The organism is Brachybacterium sp. AG952 (assembly GCF_004362645.1).
Classification (GTDB): Bacteria; Actinomycetota; Actinomycetes; order Actinomycetales; family Dermabacteraceae; genus Brachybacterium; species Brachybacterium conglomeratum.
The window spans coordinates 154142-176471 of the sequence record NZ_SNXV01000005.1 but is presented as its reverse complement, the minus strand read 5'-3'; the positions used below and the strand labels follow the sequence as shown (position 1 = coordinate 176471).

Genomic DNA, 22330 nt, shown 5'->3' with positions numbered 1-22330 from the left:
CTCACTCCTTCGTCGACGGCGGTGTCCGGTCGGGGGCGTGCGGGTCGGTGCCGTGCGCGGCGGGGACCTCGAAGTCGAAGACCGAGGCGTCGAAGCGGCTGTAGGACTCATAGTCCACCAGTTCGTACAGCCGCGCACGCGTGAGCATCTCCGGGACACGGGATTCCTGCGTGCCGGTCTCCAGGATCGTCTCCAGCACCCGCTCGGTCGCGCCCATCGCGGCGCGCAGCAGGGTGACCGGATAGATCACCATCGCGACGCCCGCCTCGGCGAGCTGCTCGCGGGTGAGCAGCTGGGACTTCCCGAACTCGGTCATGTTCGCCAGCACCGGGACGTCCAGCGCCGCGCAGACCTGCTCGAACTCGCCGAGGTCCGCCAGCGCCTCGGGGAAGATCGCCTCGGCTCCCGCGTCCACCAGCGCCTTCATCCGGTCGATCGCGGCGGGCAGGCCGTCGGTCGCACGCAGATCGGTGCGGGCCATGACCAGGAAGCCGGGGTCGCGCCTGCCGTCGGCGGCGGCGCGGATCCGCTTGGTCGCCGTGTCGAGGTCGACCATGGTCTTGCCGTCCAGGTGCCCGCAGCGCTTGGGGTTGACCTGGTCCTCGATGTGGCAGCCGGCGAGCCCTGCGTCCTCGAGCTCCTGGATCGTGCGGGCCACGTTCATCGGCTCGCCGAAGCCGGTGTCGGCGTCGACCAGGCAGGGCAGGTCGGTGGCGCGGGCGATCTGGGCGCCGCGCGTCGCGACCTCGCTGAGGGTGGTCAGGCCGGTGTCCGGCAGGCCCAGCTCGTTCGCGATCACGGCTCCTGAGATGTACGCGCCTGGGAAGCCCTTCTCCTCGATGAGCTTCGCGGACAGCGGTGTGAACGCGCCGGGGAACGGGGCGGCCGCACCGGGGGTGAGCAGGGAGCGCAGGTCCTGGCGCTTCTGGGCGGGGGTGCGGGTCGAGGACAGCATCAGAACAGTCCCTTCGGGGCGGCCGACGGGTCGATCACGCCGGGCGCGGCCAGGACGTTCAGGCGGTGCAGCTCCCCGGCGGGCAGCGCGGCGAGGTTCTCCGCGGCGTCGAGGAAGCGGGCGATCTCGCGCTCCTCGAGCACGCCGTCGGCGAGGCTGCGGAACTTGTCGACGTACTGCCTGCGGGCGAAGGGGCGGGCGCCCTGGGGGTGCGCATCGGCCACCGCGATCTCGTCGCGCAGCGTCGTGCCGTCGGCCAGGGTGATCACGACCTCGCCGCCGAAGGCCTTCTCGGTGAGGTCCAGGGAGTGGTAGCGGCGGGTCCACTCCGCGTCCTCCTCGGTGGTGACCTTCTGCCACAGCGCGACGGTGTCCTCGCGGGCGGCGCGCTCGGGGGCGTAGGAATCGACGTGGTGCCAGGTCCCGTCCTGCAGGGCGACCGTGAAGATGTACGGGATCGAGTGGTCGAGCGTCTCGCGGGACGCGGTCGGGTCGTACTTCTGGGGGTCGTTCGCGCCCGAGCCGATCACGAAGTGGGTGTGGTGCGAGGTGCGCAGCAGGATCGAGTCGACGTTCGCGGGGTCGGCGAGCTCGGGGTGCTCGGCATGCAGGCGCCGTGCCAGGTCGATCCAGGCCTGCGCCTGGTACTCGGCCGAGTGCTCCTTGGTGTAGGTGTCCAGGATCGAGCGCTTGGCCTCGCCGGGCCCGGGCAGCGGCACCATGTAGCGGGCGTCCGGGCCGCCCAGCAGCCAGGCGATCACCCCGTCCTCGCCCTCGTAGATCGGGACCGGGGAGGTCTGGCCGCGCATCGCGCGGTCCACCGCCTCCACGGCCATCTTCCCGGCGAAGGCGGGGGCGTGCGCCTTCCAGGTGGAGATCTCGCCCTTGCGGGACTGGCGGGTGGCAGTGGTGGTGTGCAGCGCCTGCCCGATCGCCTGGAAGATCGTCTCCGCGGGAAGGCCCAGCAGCGTGCCGATCCCGGCGGCGGCCGACGGGCCGAGGTGGGCGACGTGATCGATCTTGTGCTCGTGCAGGCAGATCGCGCGCACCAGGTCCACCTGCAGCTCGTAGCCGGTGGTGATGCCGCGCAGCAGCTCGGCGCCGGTGCGGCCGGCGTGCTCCGCGACGGCCAGCAGCGGCGGGATGTTGTCACCGGGGTGGGAGTAGTCCGCGGCCAGGAAGGTGTCGTGGTAGTCGAGCTCGCGCACGGCGACGCCGTTGGCCCAGGCGGCCCATTCGGGGGAGGTGCGCGTCTCGAGGCCGAAGACGCTCGAGCCGGTGCCGCCGGCGGGGACGGGATGGCTGAGCGCCTGGGCGCGGGCGGAGACGATCGGGGCGCGCGCGAGGGAGGCGACGGCGACGGCGGCGTTGTCGATGACGCGGTTGATCACCATCTCGGCGACCTCGGGCTCGACCTCGGCCGGGTCGACGGCGACCTGCGCCATCTTCCAGGCCAGCTGGTCCTCGTGGGCGAGGTTCTCCTCGGAGCGGTGGACGCGGACGTCGTGGTCGATCATGCGGTGGCCTCCTGGTGGGCGGGTTCGGCGGATGCGGCGAGTGCGGTGGAGTCGGTGGGGATGCCGGCGCCCTGCAGGTGGGCGAGGGCGCGGCGGAGGTGGACGAGGGTGCTCGCCGCGGCGAGCTCGGGATCCCCCGAGGCGATCGCGCGGGCGATGTCGGCGTGCTCGCGGGCGGAGTCGGCGAGGCGGTCCGGGGAGTTGCGCGCCAGCCGTCGCAGCCGGCCCAGGTGCAGGCGGAGACCGCGCAGGGACTCGGCGAGATAGGCGTTCCCGCAGGCGGTGTCCAGCGCGGCGTCGAGCTCGCGGGTCAGGGCGTAGTAGGCGGTGGGGTCGGTGCCGGCGGCGAGGAGGCCGCGCGCCTGCGCGAAGCGGTCGGCGAGAGCGGCGAAGGCGTCGGCCCCGCCCCGCGCGCCGGATATCCCGTCGGACCGTGCTATGCGCTCCGCCGTTCGACGGGCGGCGAGGGTCTCCAGCGCGATGCGGAGGTCGAACAGCGGAGCGGCCTCCTCGAGGGAGACGGCGGTGACGACGATCCCGCGGCCCGCGGCAGGCTCGGCGAGCCCGTCGGAGACCAGTCGGGCCAGGGCCTCGCGCAGCGGGGTGCGGGACAGGCCCAGGCGCCGGGACTGCTCGACCTCGCCCAGCACGGCGCCGGGCGCGAGGGAGCCGTCGATGATCTCCTCGCGCAGCGCCGTGTAGGCGCGGTCACTGGCCCGCATGGCACGAGTGTATGCAGAGTCGCAGCCCCTGTGCGAGAGCAACGGTGATTCCGGGGGAATCGTGCCGTCGATGTATGCACTGCGCGGGGAATGGCTCGTCGTCCGGAGCCCGGTCCGTCGGGACCGGGGAACCGGCGTGATAGCGTCCACGCGGCCCGAGACCGCCGTCGGCCCCCGCACCGGGACCCTGCTCGGCGACGCCGCCGGTCCGACGGGCGCCTGGCAGGTCCTGCCGCGCCGCCACCGCACGTCGGCGCGATCCCGGACCGGGGAGCGGGACCCGCCGCGCCCCGCACCGACCCTGACCATCCTCGGGCGCGCTCCGCCTCGCGGCCCTGCCGCGGGCTCCGTCGTGCCCCACCTCCGAGAGGCAACGATGAAGTTCTTCCAGCGCCTGGGCAGATCGCTGATGCTGCCCGTGGCCGTCCTCCCCGTCGCCGCGATCCTCAGCGGGATCGGCTACTGGATCCTCACCGCCACCGGGAACGACGCGAACCTCGTCGGCGTGTTCTTCCAGACCGCCGGCGGCGCGCTCCTGGACAACCTGCCGCTGCTGTTCGCGATCGGCGTCTCGCTCGGCATGGCCACCAAACCCGACGGCACCTCCGCCCTCGCCGGCCTCGTCTCCTGGCTGGTGGTGACCACGCTCCTGTCCGCTGAGAACGTCGCCCTGTTCCAGGGCATCGACGAGGCGGAGGTGGACCTCGCCTTCTCGAACCTCGAGAACGTCTTCGTGGGCATCCTGTGCGGCCTCATCGGCGCCTGGTCCTACGACCGTTTCAAGGAGACCGAGCTGCCGGACGCCCTCGCCTTCTTCTCCGGTCGCCGCTCCGTCGCGATCGTCTCCGCGGGCCTATCCCTCGTGCTCGCGCTCGTGCTGTTCTTCGTCTGGCCGCTGGCCTTCGGCGGGCTGGTCGCCTTCGGCGAGTTCATCCTGACGCTCGGGCCGGTGGGCGTGGGCCTCTACGGCTTCCTCAACCGCCTGCTGATCCCGCTGGGCCTGCACCACGCGCTGAACTCCGTGTTCTGGTTCGACGTGGCCGGCATCAACGACCTGGGCAACTTCCTGGACGGCTCCGGCACCTACGGCGTCACCGGCCAGTACATGACCGGCTTCTTCCCGATCATGATGTTCGGCCTGCCCGGTGCGGCGCTGGCCATGTACGTCACCGCGAGGACCTCGCGGCGCAAGGTCGCCGCGGGCGTGCTCTTCTCCAGCGCCGTCGCCGCGTTCTTCGTGGGCGTGACCGAGCCGCTCGAGTTCGCGTTCATGTTCCTCGCCCCCGGCCTGTACGTGCTCCACGCGCTGTTCACCGGCATCTCCATGGCGATCAGCGCGCTGCTGCCGGTGCGGATGGGCTTCGGCTTCTCCGGCGGGTTCATCGACCTGGTCCTCGGCTGGGTGAACCCCATGGCGCAGAACCCGTGGGCGATCCCGCTGATGGGCATCTTCTGGTTCGCCGTCTACTTCCTCGCCTTCCGCTGGATCATCCTCAGGTTCGACCTGAAGACCCCCGGCCGCGACGACTCCTTCGACGGCCGGGTCGAGGGGGAGGACGCCGCGAGCGACGGCAGGTACGCCGCGACCGCGACCGCCTTCCTCGCCGCCCTCGGCGGCGCCTCGAACATCACCGACCTCGAGAACTGCGCGACGCGCCTGCGGATGGAGCTCGCGGACGTCTCCAAGGTCGACGAGGCGGCGCTGAAGCGCGCGGGCGCCGCCGGGACCATGAAGCCCGGCGGGCACTCCGTCCAGGTGATCTACGGGACCTCCGTCCAGTTCGTGAAGGACGCGATGGAGCGGATCATGAGCGGCACGGACCGGCCCGTCCTCGAGGAGGACGTCCGCGCCCTCGAGGAGCAGGACGCCGACGAGGCGGGAGGCGGGAGCGCCACCGCGCTGCGGGCCTCCTCCCTCGTGCGCCTGCGCCGGCCCGTCGAGGGCACCTCGGTGCCGCTCGACCAGGTGCCGGACCCGACCTTCGCCCAGGGGGTCATGGGTCCCGGCATCGCGATCGAGCCGAGCGACGGGCTCGTGCTCGCCCCGGCCGAGGGCACCGTCGCCCACGTGTTCCCCACCGGTCACGCCGTCGCGCTGACCCTCGAGGACGGCGTCGAGGTGCTGATCCATGTGGGCCTGGACACCGTGGAGATGAAGGGGCACGGCTTCGAGACCCTCGTGCAGACGGGAGACCGCGTCGTCGCCGGCACGCCGCTGCTGCGCGCCGACCTCGCCGCGATCCGCGCGGCCGGGCACCCGACCGTGACCCCGGTGATCGTGATGAACGATCCCGGCGCCCGGATCGAGCTGGTCTGAGCCGATCTCGCCACGACGGCCGTCGCCCCGTCAGCGGGGCGGCGGCCGTCATCGTCCCGGGCGGGGCCGGCCCGTCTGCACCGGCCGGGCAGGGGCGGGCGGACGGGGGCGACCTGTCAGGAGTGGCCGACGCGGCCGACGGCCTCCTCGGTCTCGTGAGGATCCAGCACGGCGGCCGGGTGCGGCCCGGCCGCGAGCCAGGCTGCGCGCCAGTCCTCGACCGCCGGGGAGGCGAGCGCACCGCCGGCCAGCAGCACCATGTTCCCGTCGGCCGGGCGGGTCAGCAGCTGCGCATCGGTGAGCGTCCACACCCCCGGCACGCCCACCACCGCAGCGGCGGCCTCGAGCTCCCGCACCTGCGCGGCGAGGAAGAGCTGCCCCGCGTCGTCGCCGACGTTCACCATCAGCAGCCCGTCGGCCCCCAGGTGGGAGAGGGCTTCGCGGTAGGACGCGGCCTCGGCGAGATGGGCGGGGGAGTCCTGGCCGGAGAAGACGTCGAGCACGATCACGTCGAACTCCCGCTCCCCGAGCGCGGCGAGCTCCTCGCGGGCGTCCCCGATGACCACCTCGAGCTCCGTGCCCTCCGGCAGCGGCAGCGCGGTGGTGACGAGGGTGGGCAGCTCCCGCTCGATCTCGATCACCAGCTGCGCGGAGCCGGGCCTGGTCGCCTGCACGTAGCGGACCAGGGTCAGCGCCCCGCCGCCGAGGTGCGCGATGCGCAGCGGTTCCCCGGCCGGCCGCACCTGGTCCAGCACGTTGCCCATCCGGCGCAGGTATTCGTGGACGAGCCGCGTCGGGTCCTCGAGGTCCACGTGAGACTGCTCCACGCCGCCGATGAGGAGGGTCCATCCGCCCACCACCTCGTCGGCGACGATCCAGGCCGGCTGGTCCGAGAAGGACAGCTGCGCGCTGCGGGGCGTGCCGGGGGAGAAGGGCGTGGCGGAGGACGGAGACGCGTTCATGGGGCCATTGTGCCGAGGACGGGTACCCGGAGCGCGTGCCCACCTCCTGACGGGCACACGCACAATGGCGTCATGACCGCTCTGGACATCCTGGACCTCCCCACCGGCCCCGTCGCACTGCACCGCGCGCGCGAGGCGGACCTGCCCGAGCTCGTCGCGCTGCTCGCCGACGACGTGCTGGGCCGGGAGCGGGAGGCCCCGGAGCTCGGCCCCTATCGCCGGGCCTTCGCGGCGATCGACCAGGATCCCGCGCATCTCCTGCTCGCGGCGCGCGACGAGGCGGGCGCGCTGCTCGCCACGCTGCAGCTCACCCTGCTGCCGTCCCTCTCCCGCGGAGGGTCGCTGCGCCTGCAGATCGAGTCGGTGCGCGTGGCCGCCGACGCGCGGGGGAGCGGCCTCGGGTCCGCGCTGATGCAGTGGGTCCATGGCTGGGGGCGCGAGCGCGGCGCCGCGCTCGCCCAGCTCACCACCGATGCGGCTCGCACGGACGCCCACCGCTTCTACACCCGGCTCGGGTACGCCCCGAGCCACTTCGGGTTCAAGCTCCCGCTCTGAGCCGGCTCCCGCCCAGTCCCTGCTCCGAGCCCGGCACCGGCCCCGCTCCGACCCGACTCCCGCCGCGCTCCCGCCCGGCGACCGCCCGGTCGTCGAAGTCGTCGCGGAACCGCCGCGAGTTGCCTATGGTGGGCCCATCCCGGCGATGTGACGCAGGCGACAGGAGGGTCCGGTGCCGATCTACGAGTTCCGCTGCCAGAGCGCGCACGAGTACGAGCGCTCGGTGCCCATCAGCGCCCGCGACGAGGACCTCCTCTGCCCCGACTGCGGTGCGCCGGCCCGTCGGCGGATGAGCGCCCCGCGCCTCGGCCGGCTCGGCTCGACCGCCGGACACCTGCTGGACCGCGCCGCGAGCAGCGCCCACGAACCCGCCGTCGTCGACCGCGTCCCCGGGGTCCGCCCCGCCGCGACCCGCACCTCGACGGACCCGCGCCACGCGCGGCTGCCGCGTCCCTGAGACCGGCCCAGGACCCGGCGGGGCCGATCCGCGGACCCGTCGCTGTGGAAGGAGAAGCATGCCCCAGAACGTGTTCCCCCTCGACTCCGCGAAGCCCTTCACCGAGCAGAAGATCCTCGGTCACAACCGCTGGCACCCGGACATCCCGCCGGCCGTCAGCGTCAAGCCCGGCGACACCTTCCGCGTGGACTGCCGCGAGTGGTTCGACGGCTACATCAAGAACGACGACTCCGCCGAGGACGTCGCCACCGCGCCCCTGCACACCGTCCACACCCTCTCGGGCCCCTTTCGCATCGAGGGGGCGAAGCCCGGCGACCTGCTGATCGTGGACATCCTCGACGTCGGCCCGATCCCGCAGGAGGACGACGGCCCGCTCGCGGGGCAGGGCTGGGGCTACACCGGCATCTTCGCCAAGCGCAACGGCGGCAGCTTCCTCACCGACCAGTTCCCCGACGCCTACAAGGCCGTGTGGGACTTCCGCGGGGAGAGGGCGACCTCCCGCCACGTCCCCGGCGTCGAGTTCACCGGCATGATCCACCCCGGCCTGATGGGCACCGCCCCCTCGCCGGAGCTGCTGGGGAGGTGGAACTCCCGCGAGGCGGCGCTGATCGCGACCGACCCGGACCGCGTGCCGGCACTCGCCCTGCCGCCCGAGCCGGACGGCGCGATCCTCGGCGGGGTCCCCGACGGCGAGTTCGACCGGGTCGCGGGGGAGGCCGCCCGCACCGCGCCGCCGCGCGAGAACGGCGGCAACCAGGACATCAAGAACCTCACCCGCGGCACCAGGATCTTCTACCCGGTGTTCGTGGACGGGGCGAACTTCTCCGTCGGCGACCTGCACTTCAGCCAGGGTGACGGCGAGATCACCTTCTGCGGCGGCATCGAGATGGGCGGGTTCATCGACCTGCACGTCGACGTGATCCCCGGCGGGATGGAGAAGTACAACGTCTCCGAGAACGCGATCTTCATGCCGGGGAACACCGCCCCGCAGCACTCGCAGTGGCTGAGCTTCTCCGGCACCTCGGTGACGCTCGACGGCGAGCAGCGCTATCTCGACTCGCACCTCGCCTACCAGCGGGCGTGCCTGCACGCGATCGAGTACCTGACCACCTTCGGCTGGTCCGCCGAGCAGGCCTACCTGCTGCTGGGCGCCGCGCCGATCGAGGGTCGTTTCTCCGGTGTGGTGGACATCCCCAACGCCTGCGCGACGGTCTACCTGCCGCTGGACATCTTCGACATCGACATCCGCCCCGGGTCGGGCGAGGTGCAGAGGATCGATCCGGGCATCGGCGCGCCGCGCGCGAGCGTCGGCTGATCCCGAGGATCCGGCCGACAGGGGCCGGCAGAGCATCGACCGACGACCGACGGCGGCGGGTCCGGGAGGAGTCCCGGAGCCGCCGCCGCGGCATCCGCGAGAGACTGCCGGGATGACCGCCCCCGCCCTCCTGCTGCTCAACGGCGCGCCCGGCAGCGGCAAGTCCACCCTCGCCGCGCTGCTCGCGGCCCGGCGCCCGCTCGCGCTCGCCCTCGACGTCGACCAGCTGAAGCACTCCCTCGGCGGCTGGGAGGAGGACCTGCACCGCTCCGGGCTCCAGGCACGGCGCCTCGCCCTCGCGCTCGCCGGCAGGCACCTGGCCGACGGGCACGACGTGCTGATCGGCCAGTACCTCGCCCGCCCCGCCTTCCCCGACCAGCTCGCCCAGCTCGCCGCCGACACCGGGGCACGCGTCGTCGAGGCCGCGCTCGTGGCCGACGAGGCGACCCTCTCCGCGCGCCTCGCCTCCCGCCGCGCCGCGCCCGACCGGCCCGAGCAGGCGGCGAACGATCGCCACGTCGGCCCCGACGACGCCGCGGCGCACCTCGCCGCGCTCGACGCCCTGCTGGAGGGGCGGCCGCACGTCCACCGGCTCGATGCCCGCCTGCCCCGCGAGGAGCTCGTCGGCGCGCTCGGCCGTATCCTGGACGCTCCCGCGAGCAAGGAGCACCGACCATGACCGCCGCCGCCACCCCGCGCACCGACGCCGAGCTCGAGGCCGAGGTCGCCGCCCTGCACGAGGAGCTCGCCGCGCTCGCCGACGACCGGATGCGCGCGGTGAACGCGAAGCACGGCGACGACCACGCCGTGAACCTCACCAAGCTCCGCGCGGTCGCGAAGCGGCTGAAGACCCGGCCAGACCTCGCCCGCGCCCTGTGGGCCGCTCCCGCCGGCGACTCCACCCCGAAGCTGCTGGCCCTGCTGATCTCCCGCCCGAAGCAGTACGGCGAGGAGGAGCTCGATGCGATGCTGCGCGAGGCGCCGACGCCGAAGGTCCACGAATGGCTGGTCAGCTACATGGTGAAGAAGAGCCCGCACCGCGAGGCGCTGCGCGAGGCCTGGTTCGCCGACGCCGACCCCGTCGTCGCGAGCGCCGGATGGGCGCTGACCAGCGACCGGATCGCGAAGACCCCGCCAGGCGAGGCGCCCGAGGGGATCGACCTCGATGCGCTCCTCGACCAGATCGAGGCGGAGATGAAGGACGCCCCCGAGCGCCTGCAGTGGGCGATGAACCAGTGCCTCGCCGAGATCGGCATCCACGACGCGGCCCGGCGCGAGCGCGCCATCGCGATCGGCGAGCGGCTCGAGGTGCTGAAGGACTACCCGACCCCGCCGAACTGCACCTCGCCCTTCGCCCCGCTCTGGATCGACGAGATGGTGCGCCGCGCCGAGCAGCGCTGAGGCCGACGGAGCGGCCCGCTCCCGGGATCAGCCGGTCCTCGCGAACCAGTCGAGCGCCAGAGCGGTGACCTCCTCCGGCGCGTCGTCGGTGAGGAAGTGCGCGGCGTCCTCGACGAAGGCGAGCTCGACGCGGTCCGCGCAGCGCGGTGCATGCCGGCTGATGCGGCGCACCACCGGCTCCGTCCAGGGGCGGTCCTGGTGGCCGAAGACCACCAGCGTCGGCACCGCGAGGCGGCGCCGACGATAGACCCCGGCGCTCATCCGCAGCGCCTCGGGCAGGATCTGCCGCCAGGTCAGCGTGCGGACGGCCGCCTCGACCTCCGCGCGCCGCTGCGGCGCGAGGTGGTGGTCCTTCACCTCCTCCGTCATGCCGCGCGCGACATAGGCGGGGGAGAAGATCCCGCGCAGCGAGGTCCCGCGCCGGTGGAGCAGGAACTGCGGCAGGTGCCGGAAGCCCGGCACGATCCGCGGGGAGAAGGCGAAGAACGCCGGCGGCACCGAGAGCTGCACCGCGGAGAGCCCCCGCTCGGGATGCCCGTAGCTCAGCTGCATCGCGGTGAGCGCCCCCATGTCGTGGCTGAGCAGCCGCACGCGCTCGATCCCGAGGGCGTCCAGCAGCGCGAGCACGTCCCGCAGCCGGGAGGTGCGGTCGAGGGCGGTGGAGTCCGCCTCCGTCCACCCCGCCCCGCGAAGGTCCGGGACCAGGGCGCGGTACCCGGCGGCGGCCAGACCCGTCGCCACGTCCCGCCACTGCCACCAGTGCTCGGGGAACCCGTGCAGGAGCAGCACCGGCTCGCCCTGCCCGCACTCCGCCAGATGGGTGCGCAGGCCGGGCGCGGCGATCCTGCGATGGGTGATGCCGTCGGCCGGAGGGAGCGGCGGGGACCAGGCGCGGTCCTCGGGGGAGGCCAGGGGGAGGGACTCGGATGCGCTCATGACGACGCTCCTCGAGGGGGAGTCCTCGGGACGAGGACTACTATGGGCATAGTAGATCGAGTGCGGGCGCAGAGGAAGAGGGGAGCCCATGGCGGCCACGACGAAGGAGCGGAGCCTCGAGGCGGCCGCCGCGCTGCTGGGCGAGGAGGGGATCCGCGCGCTCACCCACGCCCGGATCGACGCCCGCGCTGAGCTGCCCGCCGGCTCGACCTCGAACTGGTTCCGCACCCGCCGCGCCCTCCTCGCCGGGGTCGTGGACCACATCGCCGAGCGCGAGCGGGCCGACGCCGACCCCTCGGCGCTCCCCGACCTCACCGCCCCGGCGCAGCTCGCGGACCTGCTCGCGCGCATGCTCGAGGCGCAGAGCGGCCCCCTCGCCGCCCGCACCCGCGCCCGCTACGCGCTCTTCCTCGAGATCGGCGCCGACGAGGAGCTGGCCGCGCCCCTGCGCAGACAGCGCGCGGCCTTCGAGACCTGGACCGAGCGGATCACGGCCGACGTCGGCATCCCGGACCCCGTCCCCGCCGCGCGGGCGCTGATGGCACTGTGCGACGGACTGCTGCTGCACCGGCTCACCGTCGACCCGTCCCTCGAGGTCCGGCCCGTGCTCGAGCGCGCGGTGCGCGACCTCGCGAGGAACTGAGGGCCGGGGAGTCGCAGGGGCGGAGGCAGGCGCTTGCCATGATGGTGGGCATGATCGAACTGGACCTGCTCTGGCACGACTATCTCGGCATCAGCTGGACCGGCGCAGCGGGCGTGGTGCTCTCCACGATCGTGCTGTACCTGTTCTTCTCGCTGCTGGTGCACCTCTCCGGCACCCGGCTGATGGCGACGATGAGCACCGCGAGCTTCGTGGTGCTCGCCGTGGTCGGCGGGGTCAGCGCCCGCTCGATGCTCGGGGAGTCGCCGACGATGATCGGCGCCCTGCTCGTGCTGAACACGCTCATGGTGATGGAGGCGCTGATGGGGACGTTCCGCCGCCTCGCACCGGTCCTGCCGGCGGCCATGCGCCGCCGCCCGAGCGTCGTGATGCTCGAGGGCCGCAGTCGCGCCGAGTCGCTGCGCCGACGCCGGCTGACGGAGGCCGGGCTGCACGACCGGCTGCGCATCGGGGGAGTGCTCGACCCCGCCGAGGTGGAGCTCGTCATCCTCGAGGAGCGCGGCGGCCTGACGATCGTCCGCCGTGGGGAGCGGATCGCGCCCGCGCTCCTCGCCGACGTCGAGGGTGCCGAGCTGGTCCCCGAGCGGCTGCTGGCAGGCGGCTGACCTCCGCCGCGGCGACCGGGCGAGGGCTCAGTCCCCGTCCGTGACGGCGGGGGAGACCTGCACCCGCAGCGCCTTGTGGTCGGTGCCCGGGATCGTCAGATAGCTCGGCACGGGGCCCTCGACACCGGCGCCGACGAGCGCATGGTCGATCCGGGCGAAGGGCGGCACGCTGCGGCCGACGGGCCATGTCGGCTTCCACAGCCCCTCTCCGCGGCCCCGCCCGGGGGCGGCGAGGGAGCGCAGGGAGCCGTCGGCCGTAAGCTCGCGCATCGTGCGATGCTGCGCGATCGCGTTGAAGTCCCCGACCAGCAGCAGGTTCTCCTCGGCGTACGGCGCGACCATCTCGCCGACCGCAGCGGCATCGGCGGTCCATGACTCCGCGCCCATCTGCGGCGGCGCCGTGTGGATCACGCCGAGGTGCCAGAGCGTGCCGTCGACCGTCGTGGTGGCGAGGAGGTTGTCGAAGACGGTGCCCTCCGTGGAGTCGACCAGCTCGACAGGGGTGCGGGAGAGCAGCATCGTCCCGCCCGCATCGTCGCGGGCGGTGCCGACATGATGCGGGAAGGCCTCCAGCAGGCCCGACGTCTCGAGAGCCTCCTCGAACTCCGGCGTCACCTCCTGCAGCGCGATCGCGTCCACCCCCTGCTCGGCGAGACGGGTGATCTCGTCGATGTCGGCGCCGCCGTACTCGATGTTCGACGAGAGCACGGTGAGCGTGCCCTCGGGGGCGACCTGCGGGGTGTCCGACCGCTCCGGGGCGGGGAGCATCGGCCAGGCCGACACCGCTGCGAGCACGAGGGTGAGCGCCGCGGCGAGCAGTCGCCACCGGGCGCGCAGGAGCAGCACGAGTCCTAGCGCCGCGACCAGCAGCGGCAGCCAGAGCAATGGGATGAACGACGCGGCGGCGGTGAGGTACTCGTGCCAGGTGTGGATCACGGTGACCTGCCGCAGCACGAGCAGCGCCGCGGTGCCGAGCACGCCCAGGACCAGCAGCACCCAGCCCGTGCCGCGGAGCGCGCGGCCGATCATGTCGCCGGCCCGTCGGTCGAGGAGGTGCCGGTGCCGCCCTCGGCGGCGAGGAAGGTCTGCGGATCCACGGGCCGCCGCGCCCGCGGCAGCGTCTCGACGACCAGCAGGTAGGAGTCCGTGACGAGCTCGCGCACGAACTCCGCCTCGAGCCCGCCGGGGCTCAGCGTGATCCAGTGCCGCTTGTTCATGTGATAGCCGGGCGTGATCTCCGGGTGTGCCCCGCGCAGCGCCTCGGCGTCGCGCGGCTCGGCCTTCACCACCGCGACGGGCGTCCCCTTCACCTCGGTGAGCAGCAAGAACATCTTCCCGAGCACCTTCGCGACGTCATAGTCCGGGCCGAACGGAAGCGTCATCTTCGCGGTCGGAAGCTCCTCGGCCCGTGCTCGAGCCACCTGCTGCAGCGCGGTCCCGTCCAACGCCACTCCTCTCATCCCTGCTGCTGGATGATGCCGATCTTCTGCCACACCTTGCGGGCCATGTCCGAGGTGAGCGCCTCGATGCCCTCGACCGCGTCGAGCACGTCGCCGTCGGTGGTGCGCTCCGCGAACAGGGCCGCGCTCTTGCCCACGAGCGAGAGCATCTCCGTGCAGAAGTCGAGATAACGGGTCAGCTCCGTGCGGTCCAGGTCCAGCCCGCCGTCCTCGCGCGAGCCGCGCTCGAGCCGCTCGGGCACCTTGGTCAGCTGGTGCATGTCGATCACGTGGGCCAGGGAGCGCAGACGGTGCAGGATCCGCAGCACACGCGCCCGCTCCATCCGCTCGGGGATCCGCAGCAGGAAGAACACCGCGATCCCGCCGAAGACGAGGTCGTTGATGATCGTCTCGAGCAGCGGGAGCATGTCCAGCGGGCCCAGCACGTCGCGCTCCGCGAACAGGTCCACCGCCGCGAGCGCGACAGCCCCGCCGAGGAACAGCGTGACCGCGAGCATCGCGAGCCGTGAGAGCAGTCGGGCGAGCCGCACCCGTCGGTGGCTGATGCCGGTGCCGGCGTTGATCTCGTCCACGAGCCCCACCACCTCCCGGCACACCTCCCACAGAGTGCGATCGGGGAAGCGGGTCATGATCCGGTGTTCGAGCGCCGCGGCCGAGCGGCGCACCGCCTGCCCGTCCAGGCGCTGGAAGCGGCTCGAGGAGGGCGGCTCGTCGGAGTGGTCTTCAGGGCGGGGCGCGGGGGCCGACGGGTCGGTGGTCGGAGACATGCAGCGAGGCTAAGGGATCCGACGGGAACGGGGGTGGCGTCGACCCCGAGCTCACCCGGGGACCCCTCGAGCGCCCGCAGGTCCGCGCCGGGACCGTCGGCCTCGGCGACGGCCCACCGAGGGCGCGCAGGGCCACGGAGGCAGCACTGACCTGCCGACCATCGAGGAGGGGCTGATGCGTCAACGGGGCGGCATGGCGGTCTGGGTGCCCCGCTGAGGGGACCATCGGCCGCCAGCGGGCAGCGCAACTCGCACGGTCCTGGATCGGGACGCCCCGGGTATCGGCTCCACAGCCGTGGCCACGGCTGTGGAGCCGATCGGGGCCGCACCCCGATGTCAATCGAGGCTGATGCTCTAGGCGGTCTCGCCGGGCAGCTTGTACGCGATCACGTCGACGTTCTGGATGCTCGGCTCGGTGCTGAACAGATCAGCTCCCTGTGCAGCGAGTGCCTGACCGACGCCACCCGAGAGGTGGGTCTGGCGGGCCTCGTCGTCGGGGAACACGTCGAAGATCCCGAAGGTCGATTCGTCGAACTGCAGGGCGAACCAGGCCTGCGTACCCTCCTCCTGCTCGACGATGGGTCGGGCGCTGCGGAGGAAGTCCGCGACGTCCTGCTCCTTCCCGGGCTTGGCGTGCACGACGACCGACAATGCAACGTTGATCATGTTTTCCTCACTTGTCCTGGCTGAACAGCTCGATCATCGCGGCGTTGAAGGCCGGGAGATCCTCGGGCGAGCGGCTGGTGATCAGGTTCCCGTCGCGCGCCACCTCTTCGTCGACGACGTTCGCTCCGGCATTGCGCAGGTCGGTGCGGATGCTCGGGTACGAGGTCAGCGTTCGACCCTTCGCGACACCGGCCTCGATCAGCGTCCACGGTCCGTGGCAGATCGCGGCGACCGGCTTGTCGGCGGCCATGACGTCGCGCACGAATCCGACTGCGTCGGTGTCCACGCGCAGCTGATCGGGGTTGACCGTGCCGCCGGGAAGCAGCAGGGCGTCGTACTCGTCGGCCGAGGCGGACTTCACCAGGGCATCGACCGGGAATGTCCCGGCCTCGTCCAGGTCGTTCTCGCGGGCCTTGATCTCGCCCTCGTGCAGCGAGAGCAGCACGGTCGTGGCCCCGGCGTCCTGCAGAGCCTGTCTCGGCTGCTCGAGCTCCACGCGCTCGACGCCGTCCGCGGCCAGGATCGCGATCCGCTTCCCTCGTAATTCGTCTGCCATGTTCTGCTCCGTTCTGTGGGAGGTGACGGCCTGCCCGTGCGGGCGAGCCGCACGCTGTCCGTACCGGGCAACGTGGTTCAGGTGCAGGACGACTCTCGTGCAGTCGCCGTTGCGCTCATCGGAGTGCCGGCAGGTGTTGGCTGCCGATTCTCGGGCCGGATCCTGGGAGACGGTGAAGAAGCTTCGGCCCTGTGGTCGACGATGACCTGCCGCCATCGACGGTTGTCGTTCTTCACCGGGGCCTGGCCGGATGTGAGCGCCGGGCCCGTATTCCAGTCTAGATCTCGTTGGTCAGGGACGGGCCGCACGTGGCCATCTCGTTCTGGACGCCTGGAAGCCGGAGCACGAAGACGTCGACGACTTCGATGCCGCCGGGGGACAGCGCCGATCGCATCCGGCGATTCGGGCCCGTCCCCGGATCTCCGGTCGGGCACGACGCACGGGATCGGCCGTGGAGTCGTCGACGGCTATGGCGACCTCTTGTCGACGAGCTCGACGTCATCGTTCTCCATCTCGACCCAGGCCTGGCGGGCCCGCAGGCAGTCCTGGTCGTCGGCGGGAGCTCACGACGTCTCGGCCCCCCGCCGCCGAGTCCGATCTCGAGTCTCGCCGCCGCGAGCCCGCAGGCCGCTGCCCGGTCCGTCTGCGGTCGGGCAGTCACGGAGCGTCTGCTGACCGCGCTGGGAAGGCATGCGCTCGGGCTCCCGATCTGGCGAGGCAGCCTGCTCGTCAGGTGCGCTCTCTGCGCGAGGTCTTCGCCCTCGTCGCAGCCTTCCGACTCTCACATCCGGGAGGTGGCCTCCTGGAGCGCGGCCTCGAGGTACGGTGCCGACGCACCGGCTCCGGACGAGGCGACCTGCGCGGGAGTGCCCGAGGCGACCACCGTGCCGCCATCGTCTCCCGCGCCGGGCCCGAGGTCGATGACGTGGTCGGCCACGGCGACGATGCGCATGTCGAGCTCGACCGCGACGACGGTGTTGCCTGCGTCCACGAGGGTCTGGAGATGCGTCACGAGCCGGTCGGAATCGGCGCTGTGCAGCCCGGACGTCGGCTCGTCCAGGACGTAGAGGGTGTCCCCGCGCTGGGATCGTTGGAGCTCGGAGGCGAGCTTCACCCGCTGCGCCTCACCTCCGGACAACTCAGTCGCCGGCTGTCCGAGACGGAGATACCCCAAGCCCACATCGATCAGTGCCGCGAGCGACCGCATGATGTCGAACTCGCCGTGGAAGAAGTCGTGGGCCTCCTCGACGCTCATGGCGAGGATCTCCGCGATGTTGCGGCCGCGCCAGGCGATCTCCAACGTGCTGGACTGGTAGCGGGTGCCGTGGCAGTCAGGGCACTCGGTATAGACCGAGGGGAGGAAGAGCAGCTCCACCATGACGGATCCTTCGCCCTTGCAGGTAGGGCAGCGACCGCCGGTGACGTTGAAGGAGAATCTGCCCGCCTTGTACCCGCGAGCGCGAGCCTCGGGCGTCTCCGCGAACCTTCTCCTCACGTGGTCGAACAGGCCCGTATAGGTGGCGACGTTCGAGCGTGGGGTGCGACCGATGGGCTTCTGGTCGATGCTCACGACGCGGCGCACCCCGGCGACGTCGCCGCGGATCGCTCCCTCGAGCTCGTCGGGCTCGTCCGACAGCAGGAGCTCGTCCCCTTCGGGGGCGGCGGCATCCTCCGCCTGGTCTGCTCGTCCCTGCCGTTCGCCGAGCAGCGCGGGCAGTGCCTGGCTGACCAGGCTGGACTTGCCTGATCCCGACACTCCGGTGACGGCGGTGAACACCCCGAGCGGGAAGGAGATCGTCACGTCGCGCAGGTTGTTGCGCGTGACGTTCTCGAGCTGCAGCCATCCCTGCGGTTCGCGAGGCGTCCGGCGGGGCAGGCCGCTGCCCCCGAAGACGTAGCCGCGGGTCACGGACTCCTCCACCTCGGCCAGCCCTTCGAAGGGCCCGCTGTAGACGACGCGTCCGCCGCGCTCGCCCGCGCCGGGCCCGATGTCGACCAGCCAGTCGGCGTGCCGCATCACGTCCACCGAATGCTCCACGACGAACAGGCTGTTGCCTCGGTGCTTGAGCCCGTCGAGGATGCCGAGCAGGGCGCTGACGTCCTGCGGATGGAGCCCCGCGGACGGCTCATCGAGCACATAGACCACGCCGAACAGTTCGGAGGTCAGCTGGGTGGCGAGCCGCAGCCGCTGCAGCTCCCCGCCGGAGAGGGTGGGGGTGGTGCGGCCCAGGGAGAGGTACCCCAGACCCAGATCGATGATCGGCCGCAGTCTGTTGACGAGCTCCGCGCCCAATCGCGCTGTCGCGGCCAGCTTCTCGACCGAGCGGTCAGGCGCCGCGCTCACGTCGTCGGCGGCCGCGGGGGCTGATCCTCCGGCGTCGGCCCGCTGCCCGGCGTCGCGTCGGGCAGCCTGGCCACCTGTGCGGCCCGCCGACTCGGCCCCGTCGAGAGCGCCGGTGGCCCCTTCGACCGCCTGCTCGATCAGCGTGGAGAGCTCCGCGAGCGGCAGCGCGGAGAGATCTGCGACGTCGAGACCCTCGAACGTCACGGACAGGGCCTCCGGCTTCAACCGCTTCCCCTGGCAGGCAGGGCAGGGAGCGACCGAGAGGAACTCCGCCACGCGTCGCTTCATCGACTCGCTCTTGGTGTTCGCGAAGGTGTCGAGCACGTACCGACGCGCGCCGACGAAGGTGCCCGAGTAGCTCGGTTCGACGCCCGCCTCGGTCGCGGCCCGAGCCTCGGCGAGAGTCAGCCGCGAATGGACCGGGACGTACGGCGTCTCCTCGGTGTAGAGGATCCATTCACGCTCCTCCTTCGGCAGATCCTTCCAGGGCACATCGACGTCGTAGCCGAGGGCGACGAGCACATCGCGCAGCTGATGGCCGTGCCAGGCCGTCGGCCAGGAGGCGATGGCCCGCTCGCGGATCGTGAGAGAAGGGTCCGGAACCATCGTGTCCTCGGTGACCTCGTACACCCGGCCGATGCCGTGGCACTCCGGACATGCGCCCTGCACGGTGTTGGCAGAGAAGTCCTCGGCGTAGAGCATCGGCTGATCTTCGGGGTAGTGGCCGGCCCGGGAGTAGAGCATGCGCACCAGCGAGGAGAGCGTGGTGATGCTGCCCACCGACGAGCGCGCGCTGCGGCCGCCACGCTGCTGCTGGAGAGCGACGGCGGGCGGCATGCCCGTGATGGAGTCGACGTCCGGGACGCCGGCCTGGTCGATCAGGCGACGAGCGTAGGGGGCAACAGACTCGAGGTAGCGGCGCTGGGACTCCGCGAACAGAGTTCCGAAGGCCAGGGAGGATTTCCCCGATCCCGAGACCCCGGTGAACACCACCAGCGCGTCGCGGGGCACCGTCAGGTCGATGTCCTGGAGGTTGTGCTCACGCGCGCCGAGAACCTGCACGTCGGGCTGAACGGGTGAAGAGTCCGACGATGCGGATCTGCGTGCTTCGACCATGCCGGCGAGACTAGCAACGCGTTCCACCGATCGGTCGGTGCATGCCCCAGTCCTCCACGGTCCACCCGCCCGTGGCGCCTATCGCCGCAGCCGCGGCGGGCACCTCGATGGAGGGCGAGGTTCCTTCTGCCCTATGCTCGAAGAGAGCCGAGGTCACGGGCGACGGGCATCCATATGACCGTGGCACTTCCGCGACCGGGCCATCCCCAACTGGAGGAGAACGTCATGGCAAGCAGCAACCGCGCCGTCGTGTTCCAGAACGTCAAGGACATGCGCGTCGAGACCCTCGACTTCCCGAAGCTCGAGATGCCGAACGGTAAGAGCGCCCCGCACGGAGTCATCCTCAAGATCGTCGCCACCAACATCTGCGGTTCCGACCTGCACATCTACCGCGGGTCCTTCCCTGTCCCCCAGGGCATGGTCGTGGGCCACGAGATGACCGGAGAAGTCCTCGAGGTCGGCCCCGACGTCGAGTTCCTCTCCGAAGGCGACCTGGTCTCGGTCCCCTTCAACGTCGCCTGCGGACGCTGCCGCAACTGCCGCGCCCGCCACACCGAGGCGTGCGAGACCGTGAACCCCGACGCGGCCTGCGGCGCCTACGGGTTCAACCTGGGCGACTTCCAGGGTGGGCAGGCGGAGTACCTGTTCGTCCCCTACGCCGACTTCCAGCTGCTCCGCTTCCCGGACAAGGACCAGGCCATGGAGAAGATCCGTGACCTCACCCTGCTCTCGGACATCCTGCCCACCGCGTTCCACGGCCTCATGGAGGCCGGGGCCAAGCCCGGCTCGACCGTCTACATCGCCGGCGCCGGTCCCGTCGGTCGCTGCGGCGCCGCAGCAGCCCGGCTCCTGGGCGCTTCCTGCATCATCGTCGGTGACTACCACCAGGACCGGCTGGACCTGGTGAAGAACAACGGCTGCGAGACCATCGACCTCAACCAGGACGTGCCGCTGACCGATCAGATCGAGGCCATCCTCGGCGAACCCATGGTGGACTGCGCCGTCGACTACGTCGGCAACGAAGCCCACGGGATCGGCCGCGAGGCCGAGGACATGAGCCCGGCCCACGCCATCAACCAGGTCATGGACGCCACCCGCGCAGGCGGCGCCACCGGCATCGTCGGCGTCTACGGCCCCGACCCGCTGGCCTCATCCAAGGCCGAGCAGGAGGGCACCTACCCGCTCGACTTCGGCAAGGCGTGGATCAAGTCGCCTCGGATCTCCGGCGGCCAGGCCCCGATCATGCACTACAACCGTGAGCTGATGATGTCGATCCTGTGGGACCGCATGCCCTACCTCAGCGACATGCTCAACACCCAGGTCATCAGCCTCGACGAGGCCCCCGACGCCTACGCGAAGTTCGATGCCGGTGTCTCGGAGAAGTTCATCATCGATCCCCACGGCATGATCCCCGCCTGATCCCGGGCCGTCATGCACCCGGCCCGCGATCGTCGCTCCAGCGGCGGTCGCGGGCCGGCTCTGTGCACGGATCCGTCGCCGATCCCGTCCTGGACGATGCCCGGCGCGGGCCTGGGGCAGGTGGGGCCGGCATGCCGGCGCCCAGCGGCAGGGATGAGTGCTCCGACCGACGCCGACGCCGGGCACGCCCTCCGGGGCTGAGGGTCATGTGGCGCTCTGCGCCACGCGGGGATCGACTGCGGCATCAGTCCACCGCACCCGGTGGGAGGGGGCAGGGGCCGGGCGTGCCGTCACCTGCCCCCTGACCACGGGATGCGGTGGGCGGTGGTCACCTGATGGCGGAGCGGATGGCGGCGGCCGCGCCGGCGACGTCCGATGCGCTGTAGATGGCGCTGCCCGCGACGGCCACGTCTGCTCCCGCCCGCTGGACGGCCTCGACGGAGTCCGCACTGACGCCGCCGGCGACGGAGAACGGGACCTCGGCGGCCTCGCCGGCGGCGAGCAGGGCGTCGAGGCTGTAGCCGTCCTCCGCCTGCTCGTCGAGGCCGGCGTGCATCTCCACGAACACGGCGCCGAGGGCGACGACCTCTCGGGCCCGTGCGGCCTTGTCGGCCACACCGATCAGATCGACGACGACGCCCTTGCCGTGCTTGGTCGCCGCGGCGACCGCGCCGGCGATCGTGCTGTCACCGGCGACGCCGAGCACGGTGACCAGATCCGCTCCGGCAGTGAAGGCGATGTCAGCTTCCAGCTCGCCGGCATCCATGGTCTTGAGATCGGCGAAGACGGTCTTGTCGGGGTGGGCGGCCTTGACCGCCGTGATCGCCGCGAGGCCCTCGCTCTTGATCAGAGGGGTGCCGAGCTCGAGGATGTCGACGTAGGGGGCGGCCTTCGCGGCGAGGTCGAGGGCGGACTCGGTGGTCAGGGTGTCCATGGCGAACTGCAGTCGCATATCAGGGTGTCTCTTTCTCGTGGTGGTGTCGATGATGGAACGGGGAAGAAAGGTCATTCGAGGTTGGCATGACGGGGCCAGAGCGCATCCGCACTCTGACCGCTCTTCTGCCACAGGACGTCGAAGAGAGCGTCGCCGACGAGGACGAGGAGCTGCTCGAAGAGGCTGCCGGCGTACTGGGCCGACTGCTGCTCGGACCGGTCTGTCTTCGTCGCCGCTCGGATGACCAGGACGGCGTGGGACAGCTGAGCAAGCGGTGACTCGGGGTCGGTCGTGATCCCGATGACGCGGGCGCCGACGGATCGCGCCGTCTCAGCCGCGCTCACCACTCCCGAGGTCGTGCCGGAACCGCTGGCGGTCAGGAGCAGGTCGCCCTCTCCGATCGCCGGGGTCGTCGTCTCACCGACGACGTGGACCTGCAGCCCGAGGTGCATGAGGCGCATGGCCGTCATACGCAGCGCGAGCCCGGAGCGCCCGGCGCCGTGGACGAAGACCCGCCGGGCGTCCGCTGTCAGCTCGACGGCGGCCGCGAGCGCGGGCGCGTCGGGCAGGGCAGCTGTCCCCTCGATCTCGTTGACGATCCGCGTCAGCGAATCCTGGATGCTTCGTTCTTCCATGCCGACCATCTTGGGCCGGTCTGCGGTGGT

General features: G+C 71.8%; 22 protein-coding genes. 9 read left to right on the top strand and 13 right to left on the bottom strand.

Annotated features, from left to right (window positions below):
• Position 1 precedes the first annotated feature (1 nt).
• The 3 genes from prpB to DEU31_RS13210 are packed head-to-tail and all read right to left on the bottom strand — an operon-like array spanning position 2 to position 3194.
• On the bottom strand, positions 2–955 hold the full coding sequence (gene prpB, locus DEU31_RS13220) for a methylisocitrate lyase (RefSeq protein WP_133677485.1): 954 nt from the start codon (positions 953–955) through the stop codon (positions 2–4).
• Positions 955–2472, bottom strand: a complete 1518-nt coding sequence (locus DEU31_RS13215) for an MmgE/PrpD family protein (protein WP_133677484.1) — start codon at positions 2470–2472, stop codon at positions 955–957. The genes prpB and DEU31_RS13215 overlap by 1 nt, the downstream gene beginning before the upstream one ends.
• On the bottom strand, positions 2469–3194 hold the full coding sequence (locus DEU31_RS13210; RefSeq protein WP_133677483.1) for a GntR family transcriptional regulator: 726 nt from the start codon (positions 3192–3194) through the stop codon (positions 2469–2471). Before DEU31_RS13210 ends, DEU31_RS13215 begins: the two co-directional genes overlap by 4 nt.
• 376 nt (positions 3195–3570) lie before the next feature.
• Between DEU31_RS13210 and nagE the strand changes: the two genes are divergently transcribed.
• On the top strand, positions 3571–5511 hold the full coding sequence (gene nagE / locus DEU31_RS13205; protein ID WP_029360548.1) for an N-acetylglucosamine-specific PTS transporter subunit IIBC: 1941 nt from the start codon (positions 3571–3573) through the stop codon (positions 5509–5511).
• 116 nt (positions 5512–5627) lie between these two features.
• Here the strand turns inward: nagE and DEU31_RS13200 are convergent, their stop codons facing one another.
• Positions 5628–6473: a fused MFS/spermidine synthase gene (locus DEU31_RS13200; RefSeq protein WP_133677482.1), complete on the bottom strand. Its 846-nt coding sequence runs from the start codon at positions 6471–6473 to the stop codon at positions 5628–5630.
• Positions 6474–6545: 72 nt separating this feature from the next.
• On the opposite strand from DEU31_RS13200, the gene DEU31_RS13195 reads away from it, so the two are divergent.
• From DEU31_RS13195 to DEU31_RS13175, 5 genes are all read left to right on the top strand, one after another.
• Positions 6546–7028: a GNAT family N-acetyltransferase gene (locus DEU31_RS13195; protein WP_010550951.1), complete on the top strand. Its 483-nt coding sequence runs from the start codon at positions 6546–6548 to the stop codon at positions 7026–7028.
• A 172-nt stretch (positions 7029–7200) separates the two neighbouring features.
• Positions 7201–7485, top strand: coding sequence for a zinc ribbon domain-containing protein (locus DEU31_RS13190; RefSeq protein WP_133677481.1), 285 nt, complete (start codon positions 7201–7203; stop codon positions 7483–7485).
• Between the two features lie 58 nt (positions 7486–7543).
• Positions 7544–8800, top strand: a complete 1257-nt coding sequence (fmdA, locus tag DEU31_RS13185) for a formamidase (protein ID WP_133677480.1) — start codon at positions 7544–7546, stop codon at positions 8798–8800.
• A gap of 112 nt (positions 8801–8912) precedes the next feature.
• The gene (locus DEU31_RS13180) at positions 8913–9479 is read left to right on the top strand and encodes an AAA family ATPase (RefSeq protein WP_010550954.1); all 567 of its coding nucleotides are present in this window, start codon (positions 8913–8915) and stop codon (positions 9477–9479) included.
• Positions 9476–10201: a DNA alkylation repair protein gene (locus DEU31_RS13175; protein ID WP_010550955.1), complete on the top strand. Its 726-nt coding sequence runs from the start codon at positions 9476–9478 to the stop codon at positions 10199–10201. Before DEU31_RS13180 ends, DEU31_RS13175 begins: the two co-directional genes overlap by 4 nt.
• 27 nt (positions 10202–10228) lie before the next feature.
• Here DEU31_RS13175 and DEU31_RS13170 read toward each other — a convergent pair whose 3' ends face one another.
• Positions 10229–11137 (bottom strand): alpha/beta hydrolase, encoded by a 909-nt coding sequence (locus DEU31_RS13170; protein WP_133677479.1) that lies wholly within the window; start codon positions 11135–11137, stop codon positions 10229–10231.
• Between the two features lie 88 nt (positions 11138–11225).
• Between DEU31_RS13170 and DEU31_RS13165 the strand changes: the two genes are divergently transcribed.
• Together DEU31_RS13165 and DEU31_RS13160 are read left to right on the top strand one after the other, a co-directional pair.
• Positions 11226–11780 (top strand): TetR family transcriptional regulator, encoded by a 555-nt coding sequence (locus DEU31_RS13165; protein WP_010550957.1) that lies wholly within the window; start codon positions 11226–11228, stop codon positions 11778–11780.
• A gap of 50 nt (positions 11781–11830) precedes the next feature.
• Positions 11831–12403, top strand: a complete 573-nt coding sequence (locus DEU31_RS13160) for a YetF domain-containing protein (RefSeq protein WP_157998661.1) — start codon at positions 11831–11833, stop codon at positions 12401–12403.
• Between the two features lie 27 nt (positions 12404–12430).
• Here the strand turns inward: DEU31_RS13160 and DEU31_RS13155 are convergent, their stop codons facing one another.
• The 6 genes from DEU31_RS13155 to DEU31_RS13130 form a co-directional block, all read right to left on the bottom strand.
• The gene (locus DEU31_RS13155) at positions 12431–13432 is read right to left on the bottom strand and encodes an endonuclease/exonuclease/phosphatase family protein (protein WP_010550959.1); all 1002 of its coding nucleotides are present in this window, start codon (positions 13430–13432) and stop codon (positions 12431–12433) included.
• Positions 13429–13854, bottom strand: coding sequence for an MmcQ/YjbR family DNA-binding protein (locus DEU31_RS13150; RefSeq protein WP_347876462.1), 426 nt, complete (start codon positions 13852–13854; stop codon positions 13429–13431). Before DEU31_RS13150 ends, DEU31_RS13155 begins: the two co-directional genes overlap by 4 nt.
• A 5-nt stretch (positions 13855–13859) precedes the next feature.
• Positions 13860–14630 (bottom strand): hypothetical protein, encoded by a 771-nt coding sequence (locus DEU31_RS13145; protein WP_133677477.1) that lies wholly within the window; start codon positions 14628–14630, stop codon positions 13860–13862.
• Between the two features lie 354 nt (positions 14631–14984).
• Positions 14985–15296: an antibiotic biosynthesis monooxygenase gene (locus tag DEU31_RS13140; RefSeq protein WP_029360558.1), complete on the bottom strand. Its 312-nt coding sequence runs from the start codon at positions 15294–15296 to the stop codon at positions 14985–14987.
• Between the two features lie 7 nt (positions 15297–15303).
• Positions 15304–15852: a type 1 glutamine amidotransferase domain-containing protein gene (locus tag DEU31_RS13135; protein ID WP_010550963.1), complete on the bottom strand. Its 549-nt coding sequence runs from the start codon at positions 15850–15852 to the stop codon at positions 15304–15306.
• Positions 15853–16633: 781 nt separating this feature from the next.
• Positions 16634–19312, bottom strand: a complete 2679-nt coding sequence (locus DEU31_RS13130; RefSeq protein WP_133677476.1) for an excinuclease ABC subunit UvrA — start codon at positions 19310–19312, stop codon at positions 16634–16636.
• Between the two features lie 225 nt (positions 19313–19537).
• Between DEU31_RS13130 and DEU31_RS13125 the strand changes: the two genes are divergently transcribed.
• A complete protein-coding gene (locus DEU31_RS13125; RefSeq protein WP_133677475.1) occupies positions 19538–20731 on the top strand; it encodes an alcohol dehydrogenase catalytic domain-containing protein in 1194 nt (397 codons plus the stop codon).
• A gap of 328 nt (positions 20732–21059) precedes the next feature.
• On the opposite strand, the gene hxlA is transcribed toward DEU31_RS13125, so the two are convergent.
• On the bottom strand, positions 21060–21683 hold the full coding sequence (hxlA, locus tag DEU31_RS13120; protein ID WP_133677474.1) for a 3-hexulose-6-phosphate synthase: 624 nt from the start codon (positions 21681–21683) through the stop codon (positions 21060–21062).
• A 53-nt stretch (positions 21684–21736) separates the two neighbouring features.
• Positions 21737–22309 carry a 6-phospho-3-hexuloisomerase gene (gene hxlB / locus DEU31_RS13115; RefSeq protein WP_010550967.1) on the bottom strand — a complete coding sequence of 191 codons (573 nt, stop codon included), beginning with the start codon at positions 22307–22309 and terminating at the stop codon, positions 21737–21739.
• Positions 22310–22330: the final 21 nt, after the last annotated feature.